We start from the raw sequence: 21,187 nt of genomic DNA on the forward strand, positions 1-21,187 counted from the left end.
AGCCTGCAGGCACACAATTACTTGGCGGCGGCCGCCTTGATGTCGGCTTCTGCCTTGGCCTTGGCCGCTTCAGTTTTAGTAGCGGCGAGGGCCTTGTCGGCATTCGCGTCCACTTTTTCCTTGGCGACCTTGGCGTCCGCTTTCACGGAAGCCTTGCCAGCTTTGGCGTCTGCATTGGCAGCGGTTTTTTCGGCTTTGGCTTCTGCCTTGGCCTGATCTTCAGGATCGGCTTTCACGACCTTGTCGTGTGCCTTGGCCTTGGTTTTAGCAGCCTTGTGGTGGGCATCAGCTTTCTTTTGATCGGCTTTGGCTTGTGCCTTGGCGACGTCTGCGTCAGCATTGGCATCGACCTTGGCTTCCGAGGCAGCAGCCTTGTTCACGTCTTTTTGTGCGGACGCCTGGGCTTTCACGACAGCTTCGGTGGCCGGCGCCGTTTGTGCAAAAGCGGCGCTGGCAAACAGGGTAGCGATAAGGGCGGCGAGTAATTTGTTCATGATGTGACCTTTCAATGTCGTTAAAATTCTTATGATTCATTCTGATAAAGGCGGGCAAAATGTTCAAAGTTTGCCTGGCACCGCCGTCGTTTTCACGTCCGGCGATGGCATGACTTCATAGTAGAGCAAGAAGTAAAACCACACTGTGCGTTAGCCCACGCAAGGAGAAATATGTTCAGTTGAGCAATTTCCCAATGCGTGGCGAAGTCATAGCGCCAGCGCCGCATGGCGCGCAGCCACCCACTCTTCATTGGCCGGCTCCACGCCCACCACGATGCGGCTGTCTGCGCTGGAAATCACGCTGGCGTTGTCTGCATTGGCGGAGCTATCGAGCACGGGGCCGACAAAACCCAGCTGCGCGCAGATGCGCTGGCGCAGTTCTGCACTGTGCTCGCCTATGCCTGCTGTAAACACCAGCAGATCCAGGCCACCGAGCACCGCCGTCAGCGCGCCGATCTCGCGCACGATGCGGCGCACATACAGGGCCAGCGCCGCGCGTATGCGTTCACCCGTGGCATCCTGGCGGTCTTGCTGCGCCAGCAGCACGGGCGGGTCGGCCGACACGCCGGAGACGCCCAGCAAGCCCGATTCGTGGTACAGCACATGCGCTACTTTTTCCAGCGACAGCTTCTCGATCTCCATCAGGTAAATCACGGCGCCCGGATCGAGCGCGCCGCAGCGCGTGCCCATCATCAGGCCATCGAGCGCAGAAAACCCCATGGTCGTGCCCACGCTGCGCAAACCGTCCATCGCACATAGGCTGGCGCCGCTGCCCAGGTGGGCCACGATGACCTTGCCGCGCGCGACAGCACCGAAGCGCTGTTCCAGCACCAGCGACTGGTATTCGTAGGACAGGCCATGAAAGCCATAGCGGCGCAAGCCCCGCTCCCACGCATCGTAGGGCAAGGCCAGCATCTGCTCCACCTGTGGCACCGTGTGATGGAAGGCCGTATCGAAACACGCCACCTGGGCGATGTCGGGACGCGATGTCAGCAGCACTTCGATCGCTTCCAGCGCGAATGGCTGGTGCAGGGGCGCCAGCGGGATAAAACTTTTCAGGTCGGCCAGCACGTCGAAATCGATGCGCACGGGAGCAAAATACTTGCTGCCGCCATGTACCACCCTGTGCGCCACGGCCTTCAAGGTACGCCCTGCCAGCTGCGCCATTACCCGTTCGCGGATAGTTTCGAGCGCCGCGTGATGCGGCAGCTGCGGGTCCAGTTGCAAGGCTTGCGGCGGCTGGCCGCCAGCGCGGAAGGTCGCGCTTTCGCGGCCTATGCCTTCCACCTTGCCGCTCCATTCCGGCTGCTGCGGCACGGTCTCGCCACTGGCATCGAACAGGGCGAACTTGATACTGGACGAGCCGCAGTTGAGCACCAGGATCAGGGAATTTTCTGTGCTAGGACTCATGGTGGCGAACTCCGGTAGTGATTGGCCAGCATCACGGCCAGCGCGCACGAAGCGATGCGGCTGGCGCGCGAATCGGCGCGGCTGGTGAGAATGACGGGCACTTTCGCGCCCAGCACGATGCCGGCGCTGTCGGCGTCACCCATGTATTCGAGCTGCTTGGCCAGCATATTGCCGCTTTCCAGATCGGGCACCAGCAAGATATCGGCGCGCCCCGCCACTTCCGACACAATGCCCTTGACGGTGGCGGCCGTGATCGAGACGGCGTTATCAAACGCCAGCGGGCCATCCAGGATCGCGCCTGTAATTTGCCCACGGTCGGCCATCTTGCACAGGGCTGCCGCATCCACCGTGGCCGGCATGGTGGGGTTCACCGTTTCCACTGCCGCCAGGATGGCCACGCGCGGCTGCGCCACGCCGATCACATGCGCCAGGTCGATGGCGTTGCGCACGATGTCGGCCTTGATTTCCAGGGTCGGCGCGATATTGACGGCGGCGTCCGTGATGATGAAAGGACGCGGATAGGCGGGCGTCTGCATCAAAAAGCAGTGGCTGACCCGGCGCTTGGTGCGCAAGCCGGCGCTGGCCGTCAGGATAGCCGACATCAATTCATCGGTATGCAGGCTGCCTTTCATCAGCGCTTCCACTTCGCCCTTGCCCGCCAGTTCGGCCCCGCGCGCGGCGGCTGCGTGGCTATGCTCGACGTCTTCGATCTGTATGCCTTCCAGCGACAGTCCTGCTGCCGCTGCCACCGCTTCCAGGCGCGCGCGCGGCGCCACCAGCACGGGCGTGATCAAGCCTGCCGCATGGGCATCGAGCGCGCCCGACAAACTCAATTCATCGCAAGGGTGGACCACGGCCACCTTGATCGGCCCCAGGGTGCGCGCATGTTCGAGCAGGCGCCGCGTGCCATCGCCGTTATGCAACCGCACTTCAGGCAAGGTGGCGCGCGCCCGTTCGATCTGTTCGGCCGGCGCAATCACCTGCGCCTCGCCATCGAGCACCACGGCACCGTGCTGGTTGACGCAGCGGCAAGCCAGGGTCACATGGCGGTTCAAAGGTTCGAGCGCCGTCACGGTGACGCCGATATCGAGCGTGTCGCCCACGCGCACGGGCTGCAGGAAGCGCAGCGTCTGGCCCGCATACACGGTGCCGGCGCCGGGCAGGCGCGTACCCAGCACGGCTGAAATCAAGGCCGCGCCCCACATACCATGCGCGATTACGCCCTGGTAGCGGCTGGATGCGGCAAATTCCGGATCCAGGTGCTGTGGATTGTCATCGCCCGACATCACCGCGAACAGGGCAATGTCGTCGGCGCTCAGGGTGCGCGTGATGCTGGCGCTGTCGCCCAGGGCGATCTGTTCAAACGTGCGGTTGCGCACGACATGCAAATCATCGTCTTTACTGTTAATCATGTGAACCTTCTAGGCTGGACTGCTATTTTTGACAGGTTTGGTTTTGGACTTGGACGCGGCCGCAGGCGCTGATGCAGGCGCAGCATGCTTCGCTTGCGCACTGGCTGCCCGCTCGAATACGTCCAGCATCTGCTGCAGGCTGGCTTCCTCATCGGGCGTCGGTGCATCGGGCACCAGCAGCACTTGCTGCAGCCACTCGGCCAGCGCGCGGATGGCGTCCGGCTTGGCGCGCGACAGCAGCAGCGGCAGGGCCGCCATGGCGCCGTCGAAATCGTGCAGCATCAAGCGCGACTGCTGGCGCACTGTACGGCGGAAAGTCTCCATGCCCAAGCCGCCCGTGTACTGCGGCTGTATCAGTTTCAGGGCCAGATTGACGCGTCGTTCATCGGCAATCATGCGGAAACGGTAGATATAAAACAGCGCGCGCACGCCCGCTTCGGCCAGCGCGCCCTGATTCACGTCATCGTCCATATGCCGGGTTTCGCAGCGCACGTATTCGAGGTGTTCGGGCGAGACGCTGGGGTGCGGGCGCGGCGTGACATCGGGGCCCTGGCCTGCCAGCGCCTGCAGCAGCGGCGAGCCGTAGATCAGGTCGAAGGTCTGCTCCTGGACCGTGTCTCGCCAGTCGCGCCAGCTGTTCAAACCGGCCGTGACGGCGCCGGAAAACGCAGCCTGCATGGCCAGCAGCGGATTGTCGGGCGACGCCGGCTGCCGGTGCTCGCGTACTTTCTCCGCTTCTTTGGCCACCAGTGCGGCCAGCGGATTGCGGTCCGTCCAGCGCTCGTACGATATGCGCAGCGGATGCATCAGTTGCAGCCAGCGCGCCGATTGCGGCGTCACCACGGCGCGCACCCAGGGCTGCACGAAACTGCGGTACAGCGACAGATTCACTTCCGATATGCGGGCGGCAGTGGCGAACTTGCGGTCGTTTTCCACCGACGGCTGCACGATGGCACGCACATCATCGAGGTTGCGGCGTTCGACCGACAAGACATAGTCGCCGCTAGCCAGGTCGGCGTTCGGCGTATCGGGCGTCTTTTCAACGATCAGCGCTTCATAGATCCCGGCCGGCAGCAGGTTGATCAGGTCGATATTGCTGGCGAATTTCTGGTGCTCCTTATGCCCCACCTTGCCGGACACGAAAATGCCCAGATGGCCCACGCTGTCATGCACCGCATACACAATAGTCTGGTCATGCAGCAGTACGTCATGATCATCGCGGTACAGATCCGTGATCCAGCCCAGCGCCTGCGGTGGCGGCGTGATGTTGTCGCCTTTCGAGCAGAATACGACGATGGGCGAGCGGATATTGCGCAAGTCCAGGCGCACGCCTTCGGAGGTGATCAGTTCGGCAGTAGCCAGGCGGTTGCCGATAAACAGATTGTCGACGATGTACTGCATTTCGACGGCGTTCAGGAATACATGGCCGCCCCAGTATTTTTCAAATTCCAGGTAGCGCGGCGCTTCCGTGTCGATGTTTGCATACAGGTTGTATTGCTTGGTCCACAGGGTATTGGCCGGGTTGAGCTTCTCGAAATTCTGCACCAGGCTGGCGCCGTCGAACAATCCATTGCCCAGGTCCCCTGCCAGCGCCGTGGCCCAGCTGCCGCCCATCAGGCCACCCGAATAACGCATCGGGTTGCGGCCATGCCAGCCGGCCCAGTACGACACGGGCGCACCGGCCACGATGATGGGGCCAAACAGTTCCGGGCGCATGGCGGCCGTCATCAATATCTGCCAGCCCGCCTGGCAATTACCGATGACGACAGGCTTGCCTTCACTGTCAGGATGCAGGGCAATGACTTTTTCCAGGAAAATCGCTTCCGCATGCATCACGTCTTCCACCGTCTGGCCTGGCACCGGATTGGGCAGGAAGCCGATGAAATAGCATGGGTGGCCAGCGCGCAGGGCCACGCCGATCTCGCTCTCGGCCTTGAAGCCGCCGATGCCGGGGCCGTGACCCGCGCGCGGATCGACGACAACGAAAGGCCGCTTCGATGGCAGGGGATCGGGCGAGTCGGGCGTCAGAATGCGCACCAGGCCATAGTTGACGGGGCGCTCCAGCTCCAGGCCCGTCATCACCACTTCGGCGGGGAAGTCGAGCACGTTCGGCACTTTTTCAGCCATATGTTCCTGGTACTGATTGCCGCGCCGGCGCATCACGTCCGCGTACAGTACGATGCGCTGCCACGAATCGCGTGCATAGTCGCCCAGCATGCCCAGGGACGGCAAGCCGCCGGTGGAAAAAGGTGCTGCGGTTTTGTTCGTCATGGCTATCCTCTTTGCAGATGTCTACTTACAGATTGCTGCGCCAGTGGGATTCAGGCACAGGATTCGAAATTACGCCATCTGGCTGATGGTCTTCCTGAAACGGGCCAGTGCGAAAGAAAACAGGGCCGTGCCAATCACCAGCAGGGCCAGGAACGGTTTCCACACCACCGCAATGCCCGCGCCCCGGTACAAAATCGCCTGGCTCAATTCGACAAAGTGCGTGGTGGGCGCGATCAGCATGATGTTTTGCACCAGTTCCGGCATGCTTTCGCGTGGCGTGCTGCCACCCGAAAGCATCTGCAGCGGCAGCAGCACCAGAATCAGCAGCATGCCAAATTGCGGCATGCTGCGCGCCAGGGTGGCCAGGAAGATGCCCATCGAAGTAGTGGCAAACAGGTGCAAGGCAGCGCCGCACAGGAACAAGGCGATCGAGCCTTCGATCGGCACATGCAGCAAGCCACGCACCACCAGGTTCAGCGACAGCGCGGCGGCGATCAGCACCACCAATCCCATCGACCAGACCTTGGCCAGCATGATTTCAGCCGGCGTGACCGGCATCACCAGCAAATGCTCGATGGTGCCGTGTTCGCGCTCGCGTATCAGGGCCGCACCCGTCAGGATGATGGACAGCATCGTCACCTGGTTGATGATTTCCATCAGCGAGCCAAACCAGGCCTGGCTCAGCGACGGATTGAAGCGCGCACGCATCACCAGGTCCACTGGCAGCTTTGTCGCGGCCCGGTAGCGTTTTGAAAATTCTGCCACTTCGCCAGCGACGATCTGCTGGATGTAGCCGCTGCCGCTGAAAGCCTGGCTCATACGGGTAGCATCCACATTCAGCTGCAATGTCGCCGGGCGCCCGGCCAGCACGTCGGCCTGCAGTTTCGACGGTATCGTCAGCACGAAAGTGTAGCGGCCCGCATCGAGGCCCGCGTCCACCTCCCCCTGGTTGATCATGGCCGGCTGCGTGAACTGCGGTGGAAAGAAGGCCGAGGCAATGCGCGCCGACAGCGGCGAGCCATCTTCATCGACGATGGCAATCGCCGCCATGTGCAGGGTTTCCGGCTTGGCCGTGGCGGCCACGTAGATCGCCAGGGTAAAGGTGTAGGCGATCAGGATCAGCATCATGGGATCGCGGATCAGGCTCCAGATTTCCTTCACGCCCAGACGGTAGATATTTTCCAGATGTCGCATAGGGTTAACCATCAGCTCTCCTGTTTCTTCAGCAATGCGACCGTCACGCCGAGGATCACGGGAATGGCGATCAAGAGCGGCAGGAACGAGGCGTGCAGGTCTGAAAAACCCAGCGCCTTGTTGAAAATGCCGCGGCTGATATTGAGCATATGCGTGGCCGGATAAATCAGGCCGATGACCTTGCCCGTGCCTTCCATCGACGAGACGGGATTGAGCAGGCCGGAAAACTGGATGGCCGGGATCATGGTGCCTATCATGGTCACGAACAGGGCCGCGATCTGGCTGCGCGTAAAGGTCGAGGCGAACAGGCCGATGCCGGTGGCGCAGATATTGAAGATGAAAGTGGCAGCGATCAGGGTCAGCAAGCTGCCCTTGATCGGCACATCAAAAGCCGTCACCGCCAGCAACGCCATCAGCACGAAGTTCAGCATCGCCAACACCACATACGGCACCTGCTTGCCGAGCAAAAATTCCAGCCGCGTGACGGGTGTCACGTATAGATTGATGATGGAACCGAGCTCCTTTTCGCGCACCACGGACAACGCCGCCAGCATGGCCGGCAGCATCAAGAGCAGCATGGGGATCACGGCCGGCACCATGGCGGGCAGGCTTTTTACGTCAGGGTTGTAGCGGAAACGCGTCTCGACGGCGACAGGGCTGCTCATCGTCACGCCATAGCGGTGCAAGGCCTGATCGGCCAGCCAGCCCTGATGCATGCCCTGCACATAGCCTTGCACGGTTTCCGCGCGCATCGGCATGGCGCCATCGATCCAGGCTCCCACTTGCGCGGGCGCGCCACGCTGCACGTCACGCGCAAAACCGGGCGGGATTTCGATGGCCAGCGCCAGCTCGCCGCTGCGCATGCGTTTATCCAGATCGGCGTAATCGCGCAGCGGCGGCTTTTCCACGAAATAGCGCGAACCGGCCAGGTTGTTCGTGTAATTCTGGCTCAAGCTCGTCTGGTCGTGATCAAGCACCGCGTAACTCAAGTCCTCCACGTCCAGGCTGATGCCGAAACCGATCACGAACAGCAGCAGCACCGAGCCGCCCAGCGCCAGGGTCAGGCGCACGGGATCGCGGCGCAGTTCCAGCGTTTCGCGCCACATATAACTGAGCATGCGGGCCAGGCTAAAACTGCTGAACCGGCTGCGTCGCCGCGGGTGTTCAGCTTCTTCCTGCGTCACTACCGGCGCCGGGGTTTCTTCCTCCTGCGCTGGCGCCGTGCCGCCGCCCGCCTCTTCCAGGTAAGCGATAAAGGCCGCTTCCAGGGAAGGCGCCCCCTTCTTGCGTACCAGTTCGGCCGGCGCATCGCTGACCAGCACTTTCCCCGCGTGCATCAGCGAAATGCGGTCGCAGCGCTCGGCCTCGTTCATGAAGTGGGTGGAAATGAAAATCGTGACGTGGTCGCGCCGCGCCAGTTCTATCATCAGGCGCCAGAAATTATCGCGCGCGATCGGGTCGACGCCCGACGTCGGTTCGTCGAGGATCAGCATTTCCGGCTTGTGCACCATCGCCACGGCCAGCGACAAACGCTGGCGTATGCCCAGCGGCAGGCTGTCGGGCAGGTTATCGAGCACCTCGGCCAGGTCGAAGCGCTGCACCATTTCATCGACGCGGGCCGCTATCTGGCTTTCCGGCACGTGGAACAGGCGCGCATGCAGCACCAGGTTCTGGCGCACCGTCAGTTCGCCATACAGCGAAAACGCCTGCGACATATAGCCGACCCGGCGGCGCGTATCGATATCGCTGGAATCGACTTCATGGCCGAATAGCCAGGCCTTGCCTTCAGTAGCGGGCAGCAAACCGGTCAGCATCTTCATGGTGGTCGATTTGCCGCAGCCGTTAGAACCCAGGAAGCCGAAAATCTCGCCACGGCCGATGCGGAAATTCACATGATCGACGGCCGTGAAATCGCCGAAACGCATGGTCAGGTCTTGCGCTTCAATGGCGATATCGGCTGCGCTGGCTGCGTCCAGCGGCGTGATCACCACCGGCTGATGGCCGGCGCGCTTGGTTTCGGGCAGCAGCTTGATAAAGGCCGCTTCCAGGTTTTCACTGTCGGTGCGCGCCAGCAGTTCGGCCGGCGTGCCCGTGTCGAGCACCTTGCCGTCATCCATGGCGACCAGCCAATCGAAGCGCTGGGCTTCATCCATATAGGCGGTAGCCACCATCACGCTCATTTGCGGGCGCTGCACGCGGATGCCGGCGATCAGGTCCCAGAACTGGGCCCGCGCCAGCGGATCGACGCCGGTAGTCGGCTCGTCGAGGATCAGCAGGTCGGGATCGTGGATCAAAGCACAGCACAGTCCCAGCTTTTGCTTCATGCCGCCCGACAGCTTGCCGGCCGGGCGTTCCAGGAACGATTGCAAGCCCGTGCTGCGCGTGAGCTGGTCGATGCGGCGGCGGCGCTCGGCCGCGTCATGGCCGAACAGGCGCGCAAAGAACTGCAGGTTTTCTTCGACCGACAAAGTCGGATACAGATTCTTGCCCAGGCCTTGCGGCATGTAGGCGATACGCGGACAGACATCGTCGCGGTGGCGGCCATCGCGCATGTCGCCGCCCAGGGCCATCACGCTGCCTTCCTGTACTGCGCGCGCACCGGCCACCAGCGACAGCAGGCTCGATTTACCCACGCCGTCGGGGCCGATCAAGCCCACCATGCAGCCGGCCGGCACGTCGAGGTCGATGGCGTCCAGCGCCAGCGTCGCGCCATAGCGCTGGCTGACGCCCTTGATGCTGGCAACGAAGGTCTTGGCGTCAAGCGTGTTTGCGACCAACGTGTTCACGGCCACGCTCACTGCGGAACCTTGGCCGTCAATTCAGCGGGCCACTCCTGTTTCGGATCGAGGCGCACCCAGGCCACGCCGGGCAAACCCACTTTCACCAGCGCCAGGTGCTTGAGCAGCAATTCGCGGCTGATCTGCGCTTTCACGCGGAACATCAGTTTCTGTCGCTCGCTGGCCGTTTCCACCGTCTTCGGCGTGAACTGGGCGCTGGCCGCCACGAAGGAGATCGTGGCAGGAATCACATAGTTGGGCGCCGCGTCGAGGATGATGCGCACCTCGCCACCCAGCGCCACCTTGCCGGCGGCCGTTTCGGGCAGGAAGAAGGTCATGTAGACGTCGGACAGGTCGACCAGGTTCAAGACCTTGCCGCCTGCGCCCAGCACTTCGCCCTGCTGCGCCACCAGGTATTGCACGCGGCCGTCACGCGGCGCCTTCAGCTGGCCATCGGCCAGGTCGGCGTCGATACGGGCGGTGGTCGCTTCAGCAGCCGTCACGGCCGAACGCGAACCGACCACTTGCGCCCTGGCTGCATCGATGGCGGACTGCGCGGCCGTGACCTGGGCCTTGGCGGCATTCAGGGCAGCGGCCACGCTGCGTACGCGGGCGCGGTCATCATCGAGCTCCTGCACCGATGATGCGCCCTCTTTCGACAGGGTTTCGGAACGGGCCAGGCGGCGCTGGGCTGCATCGAGTTCGCTTTCGCGCTGCGCCACCACCGCTAACGCAGCAGCCTTGTCGCTTTCGCGCACGGCCACTTGTGCCTGTGCGCCCACCACCGCATCGGACGCCTGCTGCTGGCGCGCGCGCGCCTCGTCGCGCTGGGCCGACAGGGAATCGACCTGCATGGTGGCCAGCGGCTGGCCCGCCTTGACGAAATCGCCTTCGCGCACAGTGATACTGTTGACGCGGCCAGCCAGCTTGGTGGCCACGTCGATTTCCGTCGCCTCGATGCGGCCATTGCCGCTGACGAAACCTTCGCCAGGGCCGGTGGGTCGCATTTTTTGCCAGGCTACATAGCCCAGCACGAGGGCCGCCACGATCAGCGCGGCGGGGATGATTTTCTTCTTCAGTTGTGGGGTCATGGTATCGGCGCGATCAAATTAGTTGGTATAAGTAGCCACATTCGCGGCATCGGCGGCGGGAGCGCCACCGCCCAGGGCCGCATACAGGCTGACCTGGCTGGACAGCAGGGCGCGGCGCGTCTGCACCAGCTGCTGTTCCACCGTCAGCAAGTCGCGCTGGGCGTCGAGGACTTCCAGATAGGGGGCGGCGCCATTGTCGTAGCGCAGCTTGGCCAGGCGCGCGCGTTCCGTCTGCGCAGCCAGGGTGGTCTTGCCGATTTCGACCTGCAGTGCCAGCCAGCGCCGGTTAGAGAGCGCGTCCGCCACTTCGCGGAAGGCGCCCTGCACGCTTTTTTCATAATTGGCCACCGCCACGTCGCGGCGCACCTCGGCCAAATCCATATTGGCGCGCAGCCGGCCCGCGTCAAAAATCGGCAAGGCCAGCTGTGGCGAGAAACTCCAGGCGCCGCTGCCTGAATCAAACAGGCCGCTCAATTGCGCGCTGGCCGTACCGTAGGAGGCAGTCAGGCTGATGCGGGGAAAAAAGGCGGCACGCGCGGCGCCGATATTGGCTTGCGCCGCGCGCAGCTGGTGTTCGGCCGCCACCAGGTCGGGCCGCTGCGTCAGCAAGGACGATGGCAAGCCCGCATGCAGCGGCAACAGCACGCTGGCGTCGTCGAAACGGCTCGTGTCCGGCGTCAGATCAAGCGGCCCGCCCACCAGCTGGGCCAGCGCATGCGCTTGCGCTGCGCGCGACTGCTCCAGCTGGGCGGACAAGGCCAGCGCCTGGCTAAGCAGGGTTTCCACCTGGGTCAGGTCCAGCTTGGAAATCGAACCCACTTCAAAACGGCGCGTAAAGATGCGCAGCGATTCGGCGCGGCTGTCGACGGTGGCCCGCGCCAGCGACACGCGTTCATCGAGTTCGCGCAACACCAGGTAGCCATTGGCCACTTGCGCCACTAGCGCCAGACCGACGGCGCGGCGCGCCTCGTCGCTGGCCAGCAGGTTTTGCAGCGCGCTGTCTTTCAGGCTGCGCACCCTGCCCCAGAAATCAAGTTCCCAGGCGCTGACATTCAAGCCCGCCTGGTACTGCGCCGACGTCATGGGCTGGCCCGTCAGGCTCAAGTCACCCGGCACGCGTGTACGGCTGCCAGCAGCACCCAGGCCGATGGTGGGAAACTGGTCGGCGCGCTGTATGCCATACACGGCGCGCGCTTCTTCCACCCGCAGGGCGGCGATACGGATATCGCGGTTGTTGGCCAGCGCCAGTTCTATGGTCTGCTGCAAACGGGGATCGGCAAAATACGCGCGCCAGCCGATATCGACGGCGTTCGCGCCAGCAGGATCGGCTTCCGGGTACTGCGCCGGCACCGGCAACGGCGGCGGCGTGTAGGGCGGCGCCATCGAGGCGCAACCGGCCAGCGCCATGGCCGCAGCCAGCATGGCCGCTGGCTTGATATGGATGCGGAAGGGGAAATCAAACACTTGCTTGCTCATCGTCTTCCAGTCAATTCAGGATGTTGTAGCCGCCGTCGACATACAGGGTGCCGCCCGTGATGGAGCGCGCACCGTCGCCAGCAAGGAAAGCGCACAGCGCGCCCACATCATCGATGCTGGCCAGGCGGCGCATCGGCGAACGCGCTTCGGCGTCCGCCAGCAAGCGGTCGAAATGGGCGATGCCGGAGGCGGCCCGCGTGGCCAGCGGCCCCGGTGAAATCGCATTGACGCGGATGCCGGCCGGTCCCAGTTCGGCGGCCAGGTAGCGCACCGATGCTTCCAGCGCCGCCTTCACTGGCCCCATCACGCCGTAATCGTTGACCACCTCTGCGGCGCCCAGATAACTCATCGTCATCAAGCTGCCGCCACCCTGCATCAGCGGCTCGGCCAGCCGGGCCATGCGCATGAAGGAGTGGCAAGAGATATCCATCGCCTGCGCAAAACCGGCTGGCGAGGTGTCCACCACGCGGCCATGCAAATCCTGCTGCGGCGCGAAAGCGATGGAATGGATGAGAAAATCGAGCCGGCCCCACTGCTGCGCAATTTGTTCAAACAGCGCTTCGCCTTGTTCAGGCAGGCTAACATCGAGCGGCAGCGCAATGGCCGCCTGCACTTGCTGCGCCAGCGGTTCGACATGGGGACGGGCCTTGTCATTCAGCCATGTCACGGCCAGTTCCGCACCGGCGTCGCGCAAGGCGCGCGCGCAGCCCCAGGCGATACTCTGGTCATTGGCGATGCCGATCACCAAGCCTTTCTTGCCATGCAGACTAGTCAAATTGCTCATATTCCCATTACTCATCTTTTCTCCATCGTGTGTGCGCTGTCGCTCTGCCACAACAGGGCAAAGCGGAAAAGCGACCGGCCATAGGCCAAGCTGGCGTCGCTGCTCCTTGTGACATCGCAACTATACGAGTCATTGCGGCAGCGCAACATTGATCTATATCAAATTTTGCAATATGAATTGATATTTAACACTAATCGCTCACAGATGCAGCGCGATACGATGAAGATAGCGTTACATCATCCACCGCAGCTGCAACATAAGAAGAGAAAAAATTGCAAATGAGCAAGCTCAGAATATAAACCAGAGCCCGCTTTTGGTGTCACACGGGAGAGCATGCGGGGTAACTGTTTGAAAGCCGCAACGGTCGCCTGACTCTTACTCTTTTTCACTTTGACTGAAAATCATTCTCATTTAGAATTAATTTTCTTTGAGATTAATTCTCATTCACAACTTTATGTACAGCAAAGGTAAACATAAAAAATGCGTATCAAAGTGATGGTGTTGGGCTTGATGAGCGTATTGGCAAGTTGGCAGGCACACGCGGATGACACAGCAGCGACAGTCCCTGGTGCCACGGCCGATGGCAACACGCAGGTCGAGCAGGTGGTGATCAGCGGCGACAAATTGAAACGCACGGAAATCGACAGCAGCGCCAGCGTGGGTTCACGCAATGGCCGCCAGATCAGCGAATCCGGTAGTACCACCCTGGAAGACGTGGCCGGACAAATGGCCAACGTGGGGACGGCCAGCGGCCTGTCCATCCGCGGCATCAATTCCTATGGCCCGGCCGGCGGTGGCGGCGGGCGCACCATCACCATGGTCGTCGACGGCGTGCAGCAAGATGGCTTTGGCCAGGACATCAGCGCGCTCAGCGTGTGGGATGCAGACCGCGTGGAAGTGCTGCGCGGGCCACAGTCGACTAACCAGGGCCGCAATTCGCTGGCCGGCGCGGTGGTGATGAAAACGCGCGACCCATCCGACATTCCCGACTTCAGCTACCGCGTCAGCACCGGCAACGAGAATGCCCAGCGCATCGCGGTGGCAGGAGGCGGCACCATCATCGATCAGGTGCTGGCCGGCCGCATCACCTTCGAAGACCGCAAGCGCGACGGCGATGTGTTTGATCCTACCCGCAACGACAAACGTTTTAACCATGACGATGGCCACACCTTGCGCGCCAAGCTGCGCATCACGCCGATCGGTAATAACTACCAGGCACTCGTCACGCTGGTGGACGACAAGCAGCAATTGGGCAGCCCTGGCGTGGAAGCCGTGACCCGCCCCATCGCAGCGCGCCAGAACCTGTCGAACGATCCGCGCAATGCCGACAACCTCACCCGTTCGGCGGCGCTGGAACAAACCTTCAAGGCAGGCGGCGCCGATATCACCCTGCTGACCACGTATTCGCACAATCTGTACTCGCGCGTGCAGGACTACGACGGCACGGAACTCAATCAGGGCTACCGCACCGGCGAAAACATCGACCGCCAGTTTTCGCAGGAAGCACGCGCCAACTTCGAGACCACGCTGTTCGGCCATTCGTTGAAGGGCGTGGCGGGCATTTATTATCAGAACGCGCATTACAGCGAGAAGGATCTGTTCAGCGTGCCGGTGTCGTATGTGCTGGGCCTGACGGGTCAATGCCAGGTGCAGGCGGCCTGCGATGCGGCCTATGGCAGCGAATTCATCAACCGCGGCAATCTGGAAGCGGACGACACCAAAACGCACGCCGTCTTTGGCGAATTCGATTATGTGATCGGCAAGCTGACGGCGACGGCTGGCATGCGCTACGACAGCGAACGCCAGACCCGCGTGCTGACGACGGCCACCAGCGGCACTTCGCCGCTGGCGACCAGGATCGTGGGCCAGTTGATCGGCGGCGGCATTTTTGCGCCCGATGGTCTGCAGAATCTGCAGTCCGACAATACCGTCTGGCTGCCCAAGCTGGGGCTGCGCTACGCTCTGACGCCAGCGTGGATCGCCGGCCTGACGGCGCAGCGCGGCTACCGCACGGGTGGCGTCAATTACAGCTATGAACGGGGCTCGAATGCCTATGGCCCGGAATTCACCAAGAACTATGAAGCCTCGCTCAAGGGCGTGGTCGGCAATGGCATGGTGGTGGCGCTCAATGCCTACCGCATCGACTGGAGCAACCAGCAAGTCGATATCGGCCGCAATACGCTCGATACTTACCTCGTCAACGCGGGCAGCTCGCGCCTGCAGGGACTGGAAGCGGAAATACGCGGCAAGGTGATGCCGCATCTGGAATTATTTGGCGCACTGGGTTTGTCGAAATCGCGCTTCATCGATTTCGATACGCCGCAGGGTAATTATGCGGGCAAGGAGTTTGCCCGCTCGCCAAGGCAAACCCAGTCGGTCGGTTTCAGCTGGACACCGGACCACTGGCTGTTCAATGCGAACCTGGTGCATAGCGGTAGCAACTACACCAGCCCGGACAACACCGACCGCAATGACGGCTCCACCGTCCTGGGCGCCAAGGCTGCCTACACCTTGTCCAATGGCGTGTCGCTATTCGCCTTTGGCAGCAACCTGACCAACCGCACCTACATCACAGCCAATCATCTGGACTCGGTGACGGGCCGCTATCTGGTCAACCTGGGCAATGCACGCCAGATCGGCTTTGGCGTGCAAGGCCATATCTGACGCAGCTAGAAGTTCAAGGAGCGGCCGGGCGCGAATACAGGTCGATGATGGTGCTGATCGCGTCCTGGCACACCGAGCAGAATTGATCGCTGCGATCGAACATGATGCACTGCATCTCGGGCCGGTAATAGCCGCTGGCCTCGTAATTGGCGCCTTCGAAGGCCCCCACCTGGTGCTGGTGCGGGGCCTTCGAAAACAGCGCCTCGCTCTGTTTCAAGTCGCGGTGAAACAACGCGCTCATTTCCGATTCGGGACGGTTTTCCTTGCGCAGCTCGGCCCGCTCTTGCTGGTAAGCGCGTGAATCTGCTTCATATTCTTCCTTGGGCCAAGGCGTCGGCATGGGCGTGCCATCCTTGACGTGCTTCTTCCACTTCACGTTGGCCGGGTCATGCAAGGCCGTGACGTTCGGCTCCCACGGCTCGCGGCGCTCGCCGCTGGACTGGTAAGCCACGGGCGAGGTGTAGTACTCGTCGGCCAGGCCGGCAAAATGGTGGCCGAATTCATGCACGAACAAATAATTGGCCCAGTCGTTATTGGCCGCCGCCGTGCTGAACTGGCCAAAGATGCCGCCACCGCCATAGGTGTCGTTATTGACCAGGATTTCAATGAATTCATACGGCGCGTACTGAGCCAGGTCGCGCAGCGCCCGGTTATCCACCGCCAGCACATAGCGTTCGCTGCCGAAGATATCGTAGCGTGTACCCAGGGGCGAGGCGTGATACACGCCCGTCGATGGACGCGATACGCCCGATTCCTGGGTCGGTACGGCCATCGCCCACACATTGAAATCCTTGGCCCGCTCGCGGAACGGAGATACGCTGAACAGGTGATCGACCATGCGGCGCACCGTCGCTTCGAACTTGCCCATCTCGGCCGCCGTATAACCATCTCCCAGTACCAGCAGATCGACTTTCTCCGACGAAGGGCCGCTGATGCGAATGGGGATAGGCTTGACGGGCGCCGGCGGCTGCTTGCGGATCACATCCTGCGCGGCCGGGTCGACATCGGTGCTCCAGACAACCGAAAACAGGCCGCGCTCATCGCGCTTGAGGATGCGCACGCGTACCGGCTGCTGCGGCTGTGGAAACCGCACCGATTCCTGGAAGGCGCGAGTGGTGGTTTTCGCTTCATCGGTGCTGCTCCACTCGCCGAACACGGTGGAAAAGCCGCGCGAATACAACAGTTTTCCCGTCTTGATATCGACCACTTCCACCATATTGTTGCCACGATTGCTATCGTCGATGGTGCGCGCCATATTGCCCGGCCACGGCAAGGGCTCGACCAGCACCCTTTCAACCGCATAGTGTTCGCCCAGCGCATTGCCGCTATGCTGGTAATCGAGGCGCATGGTGGCCGGCTGCACGGGAGTGGCGCCAGGGCTGGCCGCCTGCGCGGCCGGCAGGATGCCGATGGCCAGCGCCAGCGCGCACAGGAAGGATCGTATCGGGGTGTGCTGCATGGCGTTCCTAAGACGGTAGAAGATGAAGCTTGATTGTAGCGGCAGGACCGGCGCTTTGAAAGCGCCGGCAAGCTACAGGGTGGTGTGCTTATTTATAGCGGTACAGCGGCTGGCGCAGCTGGATAGGGCGGATATCGAGGCGCAGCTTCAGCACCGAATACGCTTCCGCTTCGGTGGAGCTATAGCCCACGCTGTTGACGGTCTTGCTGAACCTGAACTCGAAACCCAGGTCAGGATACGGGTCGCGCGGATTGCCGAAGGCGATGCCGATGGCTTCCTGCTGGGCGTTGTCGATCAGATTGCCCATCAGGTCCAGCACGGCGTTATTACCGAGGATATCGTTGGTAAACACCGGTTCGCGCATGTCGGGCTGGTTCGGATCGAGCTTGTTGTCTGCCTTGTCCGGCGAGGGGGTAAAGGCGCGTGTCACGAGGTTAAACTTGTCTCCCCGGTCCAGATAGCTGATGGCGGCATTGCTGATGTTGAAATTTTTTACGCCCCGGTCGCTGATGGCGCCCGACAGGTCGATCAGCAGCGCACCGCTATAACCGATAATTTCCACGTCTCGCCTGGCGTCGACCACCATGGCGCTGTTTTCATCGATGCCCAGGCCCAGGTGATACCCCTTTTTCAGCATCACGGGGATCATGCGGGCGAAGCGGCCCCGCACCAGCAAATGCTGGTCGACGAAGACATCGCTGCCGATGAAGCCCAGGCCAGGCGCGATCTCCTTGCCATCGGTGACGCCCATCTTCAGCATGTCGAGTACCGGCTTGGCGTCATAAAACATGGTGGTGCTCATGATGGCCGCGCCGGCGCTGGAGCCGGCGATCACGCCGCCATTACGGTAGACCGACCAGATGGCTTCCAGCGCAGCCGTGCGGCTGCCGTCCGGGCGCAGCAAGGCTTGCGTGATGCGGCCCTGGTCGCCGCCGGCAAAATAAATGCCGCTGGCCGATTTGATTTGCGCGACGATGGCGGGATCTTCGGCCGCCTTGCGGTAATCGCTATTGCGCAGCTTGACGCCCAGCGGCACGAAAAAAGCGTCGGCGCCATACTGGTTCAATTTGGTGATGATGCTCTGGCCCGATTTTTCCGGGTTGATCGAAGCCGACGCCAGCACCGCGATGCGAGCTCCCTTGCCGCCAGAAAGGGTAACGATGCGTTGCCAGACTTCGGCATTGTCGGCCCGCAGGCCGCCGCCGATAATGACCAGGGTGCCTTGCGGCGCAGTGTTGGCAGCTGGCGCCGCGTTGGCCGGCATGCCGGACCATGCCAGCACACAGCCGAGAATAACGGTGATGCAGAACTTGTAAAGCGAGATAACGTTTGGTTTCATGGTGCCTTTCAGATGCATGGAAGGCGGCGCGCGATAGAAGACACACGCGCCGCTGACGACGAATACACACTGCTCTTGCCGTTTGAAACTGACTACGGGTCTTGCCGTTCTTATTGACTTTACTTGAAGCTGTAATTAGCCGAGGCATAAAAGCGCCGGCCACGCGGATCCGTGTAGCTGGGATCATAACCAGACAGGAAGAAATACGCCTGGTTCGAATACGGCGGGCTGGTATTGAACAGATTCTGTATGCCCGCGCGCAGCTTGAACTGCTTGCTGACGGCGTACGCGCCCGACATATCCCAGATGGTGTACGCCTTTACGCGGTTGGCCGCCACCACGCTGCCATCGTCGACATTGATGGCCGAGTTCTGGTCCTGGTAGCCGCTCGAATAGGTGTTCGACAGGCTGGCCGAATACGGGCCATTATCCCAATCAAGCGTAATCGTATGGCGCCAGCGCTGCACCACGCCTTCGGTCACGAAAGTATTCAGATTGCTGATGAAGGTATCGCCCGGGCTGGTCTGGATTTTCGAATCCAGCACATAGGTGCCGCTCAAGTGGCCTCCGAAACGTCCCCACGCCGTTTTCACGCCATGCAGGTCGGCCGTAAAGTCGATGCCCGATGCTTTTTGCGCACCGCGGTTTTCCTTGCGCAGTTCGATGTAGTCGATCAGGCCATCGGCATCGCGGTGTACCAGGCTGCCGTATTTGGAGAGATTGGCCAGGATGATATCGTCGCCGATTTCGCTGATCAGGTCCGTGCGCTTGATATTCCAGTAATCAGCACTGAGAGTCCAGCGCTCGCTCGGTTCCAGTACCAGGCCGGCCGAGAACTGCCGGCTGCGCTCCGGTTTCAGCTTGTCGTTGCTGTAGCGGCGCGTATCCCAGTTGTCGGCGCATACGGAATAGTCATTGTTCTCCGCAGCGCAATACACGGGATCAGGCAAGGTCGAGGTGCTGCTGTAGACCGTGGGACGGTGCAGGTCCGACATCGACGGCGCGCGGAAACCCTTGCCGGCCGATGCGCGCATCAGCACCTGCTTGCTGGGCATATAGGTCAGGCCGACCTTGGGACTAAGGGCGCCACCCACCTGCTGGTAATGGTCGTAACGTCCCGATAATTGCGCTTGCCACTGCTTGGTAAATGGCAGCAGCAATTCGCTGTAGATGGCCTGCACATTGCGGCTGTCGCTGGTGGCCTTGCCACCTTCTGGCGCCGCATCGTTATTGATGTTATCGCTCATCAGCAGCGCGGAGGGACGAAACTCCGTGCGTTCGCGGCGCACTTCACCACCGACTGCCAGCGCCAGGTCGCCGCCGCCCAGCGCCATCAATGCACGCGACACCTTGAAGTCCAGCGAGTCCATCGTGCCGCGCGCATGGCGTACTTCATCGTTGACCTGAATGCTGTCGAGCAGCGCCCTGCCCGCAGCACTCGATGGCCCGAACGGATTGATGCGGCCATCGGCGATCCCTGCCAGCAGCTGGTCGTACAAGACATAGCCGTGCGTATCCTTGTCCTTGACGGTGTTGACGCTGTGGTTCAGGCCCACGTCATAATCCCAGCCGCCCACGGTGCCGTTGGCGCCCACCACGATACGCTGGCTCTCGCTGGTCAGTTCGCTGGTGCGCATGCCTGCTTCGTTCAGGCGCATGCGCAGTTCCAGTTCGCGCCCCGTCGGATTGCCGTCGTCATCGACGATGTTATCGAGGCCGCTATTGGCCAGCTGCGGAACCTTGCTGTAATCGATATAGCCGATCACGCGCGCCGACGAACCCACGTAATAACTGCGCGAACGGCTCAGCGCCACCTCCGCATACAACTGGTTGTCGGCATTGAGTTTCAACACGCCGCGCGTGAGCAAATTCTGCTTGTCCGTCTTCGGATACAGCTCCGTGTCGCCCATGTAGTCGTAGGTACAGGCATCGACGCCACCCGTGCCCTTGGGCAGATACAGATTGGCCGGTGGCGCGCAATTCGGAATCGACAGGTTGATCTGGCGGTTGGTGATCGGCCGGCCATTAAGCAGGAAGCCGTTATCCTGCAAATAATCGCGCTGGTCGCCCGACAGCCGGATATTGGCCGGACTGGTAAAGCTCGACAGCAAATGCCCCAGGCGCTGCGGGATCTGCAAGTTGGGAATGAACTTGCGCTGCGAGGAACTCAGGCGGTCCGTCTTTTGCAGATCGACCACGGCAAAGATGTTGTAGCCATCCGTCTCCAGGTCGCCCTTGCCCGCCGTGATACTGGCCGTGCGCTTGCCGGCGCCGCCTTCCTGCGTGCCGCTGCCATACACATTCAGTTCCACGCCCTGGTAATCCTTGCGCGTGATGAAGTTGATCACGCCGCCAATGGCGTCCGTGCCATACAGGGCGGATGCGCCGTCGAGCAGAATTTCCACGCGCTGCAGTGCGGCGGCCGGGATGTTATTCAAGTCCACCCCCGCATCATCGCCAGGCGAGGCGAAGTTGGCCATGCGCCGGCCATTGAGCAGCACCAGGGTCGATGAGGTGCCCACGCCGCGCAAATTGGCGCTGTTAAAGCCGCGCTGGTCGCCGCCCACATTGATGCTGCCGCCATCGGTCAGGCCGCCCACGTTGGCCGACACGCGCGCCATCAATTCGGACGCCGTCGTCACGCCAGCCTTTTCTATGTCGGCGCGCGTGATGACTTGCACCGGCAGTGCCGTTTCCGATTCCAGCCGCTTGATGGCCGATCCCGTGATTTCCACGCGCTGCAGCTTGGAAGGCGGCACGACCGGCGCCGCCGGATCTATGGTCTGCTCCTGCGCCAGTGCGGCGCTACCCAGCAT

At 61.9% G+C, this 21,187-nt stretch carries 13 protein-coding genes; 1 reads left to right on the forward strand and 12 read right to left on the reverse strand.

All coding sequences use genetic code 11. The annotated features are described in order from the left end of the window. Positions 1-17: 17 nt before the first annotated feature. The 9 genes from HDE75_RS08995 to fabI form a co-directional block, all read right to left on the reverse strand. Positions 18-494, reverse strand: coding sequence for a hypothetical protein (locus tag HDE75_RS08995; RefSeq protein WP_183674797.1), 477 nt, complete (start codon positions 492-494; stop codon positions 18-20). Between the two features lie 207 nt (positions 495-701). After that, positions 702-1,904 (reverse strand): acetate/propionate family kinase, encoded by a 1,203-nt coding sequence (locus tag HDE75_RS09000; protein WP_183674794.1) that lies wholly within the window; start codon positions 1,902-1,904, stop codon positions 702-704. Then, a complete protein-coding gene (locus tag HDE75_RS09005) occupies positions 1,901-3,316 on the reverse strand; it encodes a bifunctional enoyl-CoA hydratase/phosphate acetyltransferase (protein ID WP_183674791.1) in 1,416 nt (471 codons plus the stop codon). The genes HDE75_RS09000 and HDE75_RS09005 overlap by 4 nt, the downstream gene beginning before the upstream one ends. A gap of 9 nt (positions 3,317-3,325) precedes the next feature. Beyond that, positions 3,326-5,533 (reverse strand): DUF3141 domain-containing protein, encoded by a 2,208-nt coding sequence (locus HDE75_RS09010; RefSeq protein WP_260173913.1) that lies wholly within the window; start codon positions 5,531-5,533, stop codon positions 3,326-3,328. A gap of 123 nt (positions 5,534-5,656) precedes the next feature. Next, positions 5,657-6,781: an ABC transporter permease gene (locus HDE75_RS09015; RefSeq protein ID WP_183676566.1), complete on the reverse strand. Its 1,125-nt coding sequence runs from the start codon at positions 6,779-6,781 to the stop codon at positions 5,657-5,659. Between the two features lie 11 nt (positions 6,782-6,792). Next, positions 6,793-9,567, reverse strand: a complete 2,775-nt coding sequence (rbbA, locus tag HDE75_RS09020) for a ribosome-associated ATPase/putative transporter RbbA (RefSeq protein WP_311735086.1) — start codon at positions 9,565-9,567, stop codon at positions 6,793-6,795. An 8-nt stretch (positions 9,568-9,575) separates the two neighbouring features. Further along, entirely contained in the window at positions 9,576-10,649 is a 1,074-nt protein-coding gene (locus tag HDE75_RS09025) for an HlyD family secretion protein (RefSeq protein WP_183674786.1), read from the reverse strand. Positions 10,650-10,667: 18 nt separating this feature from the next. After that, positions 10,668-12,125 (reverse strand): efflux transporter outer membrane subunit, encoded by a 1,458-nt coding sequence (locus HDE75_RS09030; protein ID WP_183674783.1) that lies wholly within the window; start codon positions 12,123-12,125, stop codon positions 10,668-10,670. 10 nt (positions 12,126-12,135) lie between these two features. After that, the gene (gene fabI, locus HDE75_RS09035; RefSeq protein WP_183674780.1) at positions 12,136-12,909 is read right to left on the reverse strand and encodes an enoyl-ACP reductase FabI; all 774 of its coding nucleotides are present in this window, start codon (positions 12,907-12,909) and stop codon (positions 12,136-12,138) included. Positions 12,910-13,389: 480 nt separating this feature from the next. Between fabI and HDE75_RS09040 the strand changes: the two genes are divergently transcribed. After that, on the forward strand, positions 13,390-15,573 hold the full coding sequence (locus HDE75_RS09040) for a TonB-dependent receptor (protein ID WP_183674777.1): 2,184 nt from the start codon (positions 13,390-13,392) through the stop codon (positions 15,571-15,573). A 13-nt stretch (positions 15,574-15,586) separates the two neighbouring features. Here HDE75_RS09040 and HDE75_RS09045 read toward each other — a convergent pair whose 3' ends face one another. The 3 genes from HDE75_RS09045 to HDE75_RS09055 all read right to left on the reverse strand — a co-directional run bounded on the left by HDE75_RS09045 (position 15,587) and on the right by HDE75_RS09055 (position 21,187). Continuing rightward, positions 15,587-17,032 (reverse strand): IgA Peptidase M64, encoded by a 1,446-nt coding sequence (locus HDE75_RS09045; protein ID WP_183674774.1) that lies wholly within the window; start codon positions 17,030-17,032, stop codon positions 15,587-15,589. Positions 17,033-17,120: 88 nt separating this feature from the next. Next, positions 17,121-18,371, reverse strand: coding sequence for a cyanophycinase (locus tag HDE75_RS09050; RefSeq protein WP_183674771.1), 1,251 nt, complete (start codon positions 18,369-18,371; stop codon positions 17,121-17,123). A gap of 119 nt (positions 18,372-18,490) precedes the next feature. After that, complete coding sequence (locus HDE75_RS09055; RefSeq protein ID WP_409254908.1) at positions 18,491-21,187, reverse strand: TonB-dependent receptor; 2,697 nt, start codon at positions 21,185-21,187, stop codon at positions 18,491-18,493.

It is taken from the genome of Janthinobacterium silvisoli (genome assembly GCF_014200725.1).
GTDB lineage: Bacteria > Pseudomonadota > Gammaproteobacteria > Burkholderiales > Burkholderiaceae_D > Janthinobacterium.

Excerpts from the sequence above, each read along its gene's own strand:
- HDE75_RS08995 (WP_183674797.1), bottom strand. The coding sequence starts at position 494 with ATGAACAAATTACTCGCCGCCCTTATCGCTACCCTGTTTGCCAGCGCC.
- HDE75_RS09000 (WP_183674794.1), bottom strand. The coding sequence starts at position 1,904 with ATGAGTCCTAGCACAGAAAATTCCCTGATCCTGGTGCTCAACTGCGGC.
- HDE75_RS09005 (WP_183674791.1), bottom strand. The coding sequence starts at position 3,316 with ATGATTAACAGTAAAGACGATGATTTGCATGTCGTGCGCAACCGCACG.
- HDE75_RS09010 (WP_260173913.1), bottom strand. The coding sequence starts at position 5,533 with ATGCTGGGCGACTATGCACGCGATTCGTGGCAGCGCATCGTACTGTAC.
- HDE75_RS09015 (WP_183676566.1), bottom strand. The coding sequence starts at position 6,781 with ATGCGACATCTGGAAAATATCTACCGTCTGGGCGTGAAGGAAATCTGG.
- HDE75_RS09025 (WP_183674786.1), bottom strand. The coding sequence starts at position 10,649 with ATGACCCCACAACTGAAGAAGAAAATCATCCCCGCCGCGCTGATCGTG.
- HDE75_RS09030 (WP_183674783.1), bottom strand. The coding sequence starts at position 12,125 with ATGAGCAAGCAAGTGTTTGATTTCCCCTTCCGCATCCATATCAAGCCA.
- fabI (WP_183674780.1), bottom strand. The coding sequence starts at position 12,909 with ATGAGCAATTTGACTAGTCTGCATGGCAAGAAAGGCTTGGTGATCGGC.
- HDE75_RS09040 (WP_183674777.1), top strand. The coding sequence starts at position 13,390 with ATGCGTATCAAAGTGATGGTGTTGGGCTTGATGAGCGTATTGGCAAGT.
- HDE75_RS09045 (WP_183674774.1), bottom strand. The coding sequence starts at position 17,032 with ATGCAGCACACCCCGATACGATCCTTCCTGTGCGCGCTGGCGCTGGCC.
- HDE75_RS09050 (WP_183674771.1), bottom strand. The coding sequence starts at position 18,371 with ATGAAACCAAACGTTATCTCGCTTTACAAGTTCTGCATCACCGTTATT.
- HDE75_RS09055 (WP_409254908.1), bottom strand. The coding sequence starts at position 21,187 with ATGCTGGGTAGCGCCGCACTGGCGCAGGAGCAGACCATAGATCCGGCG.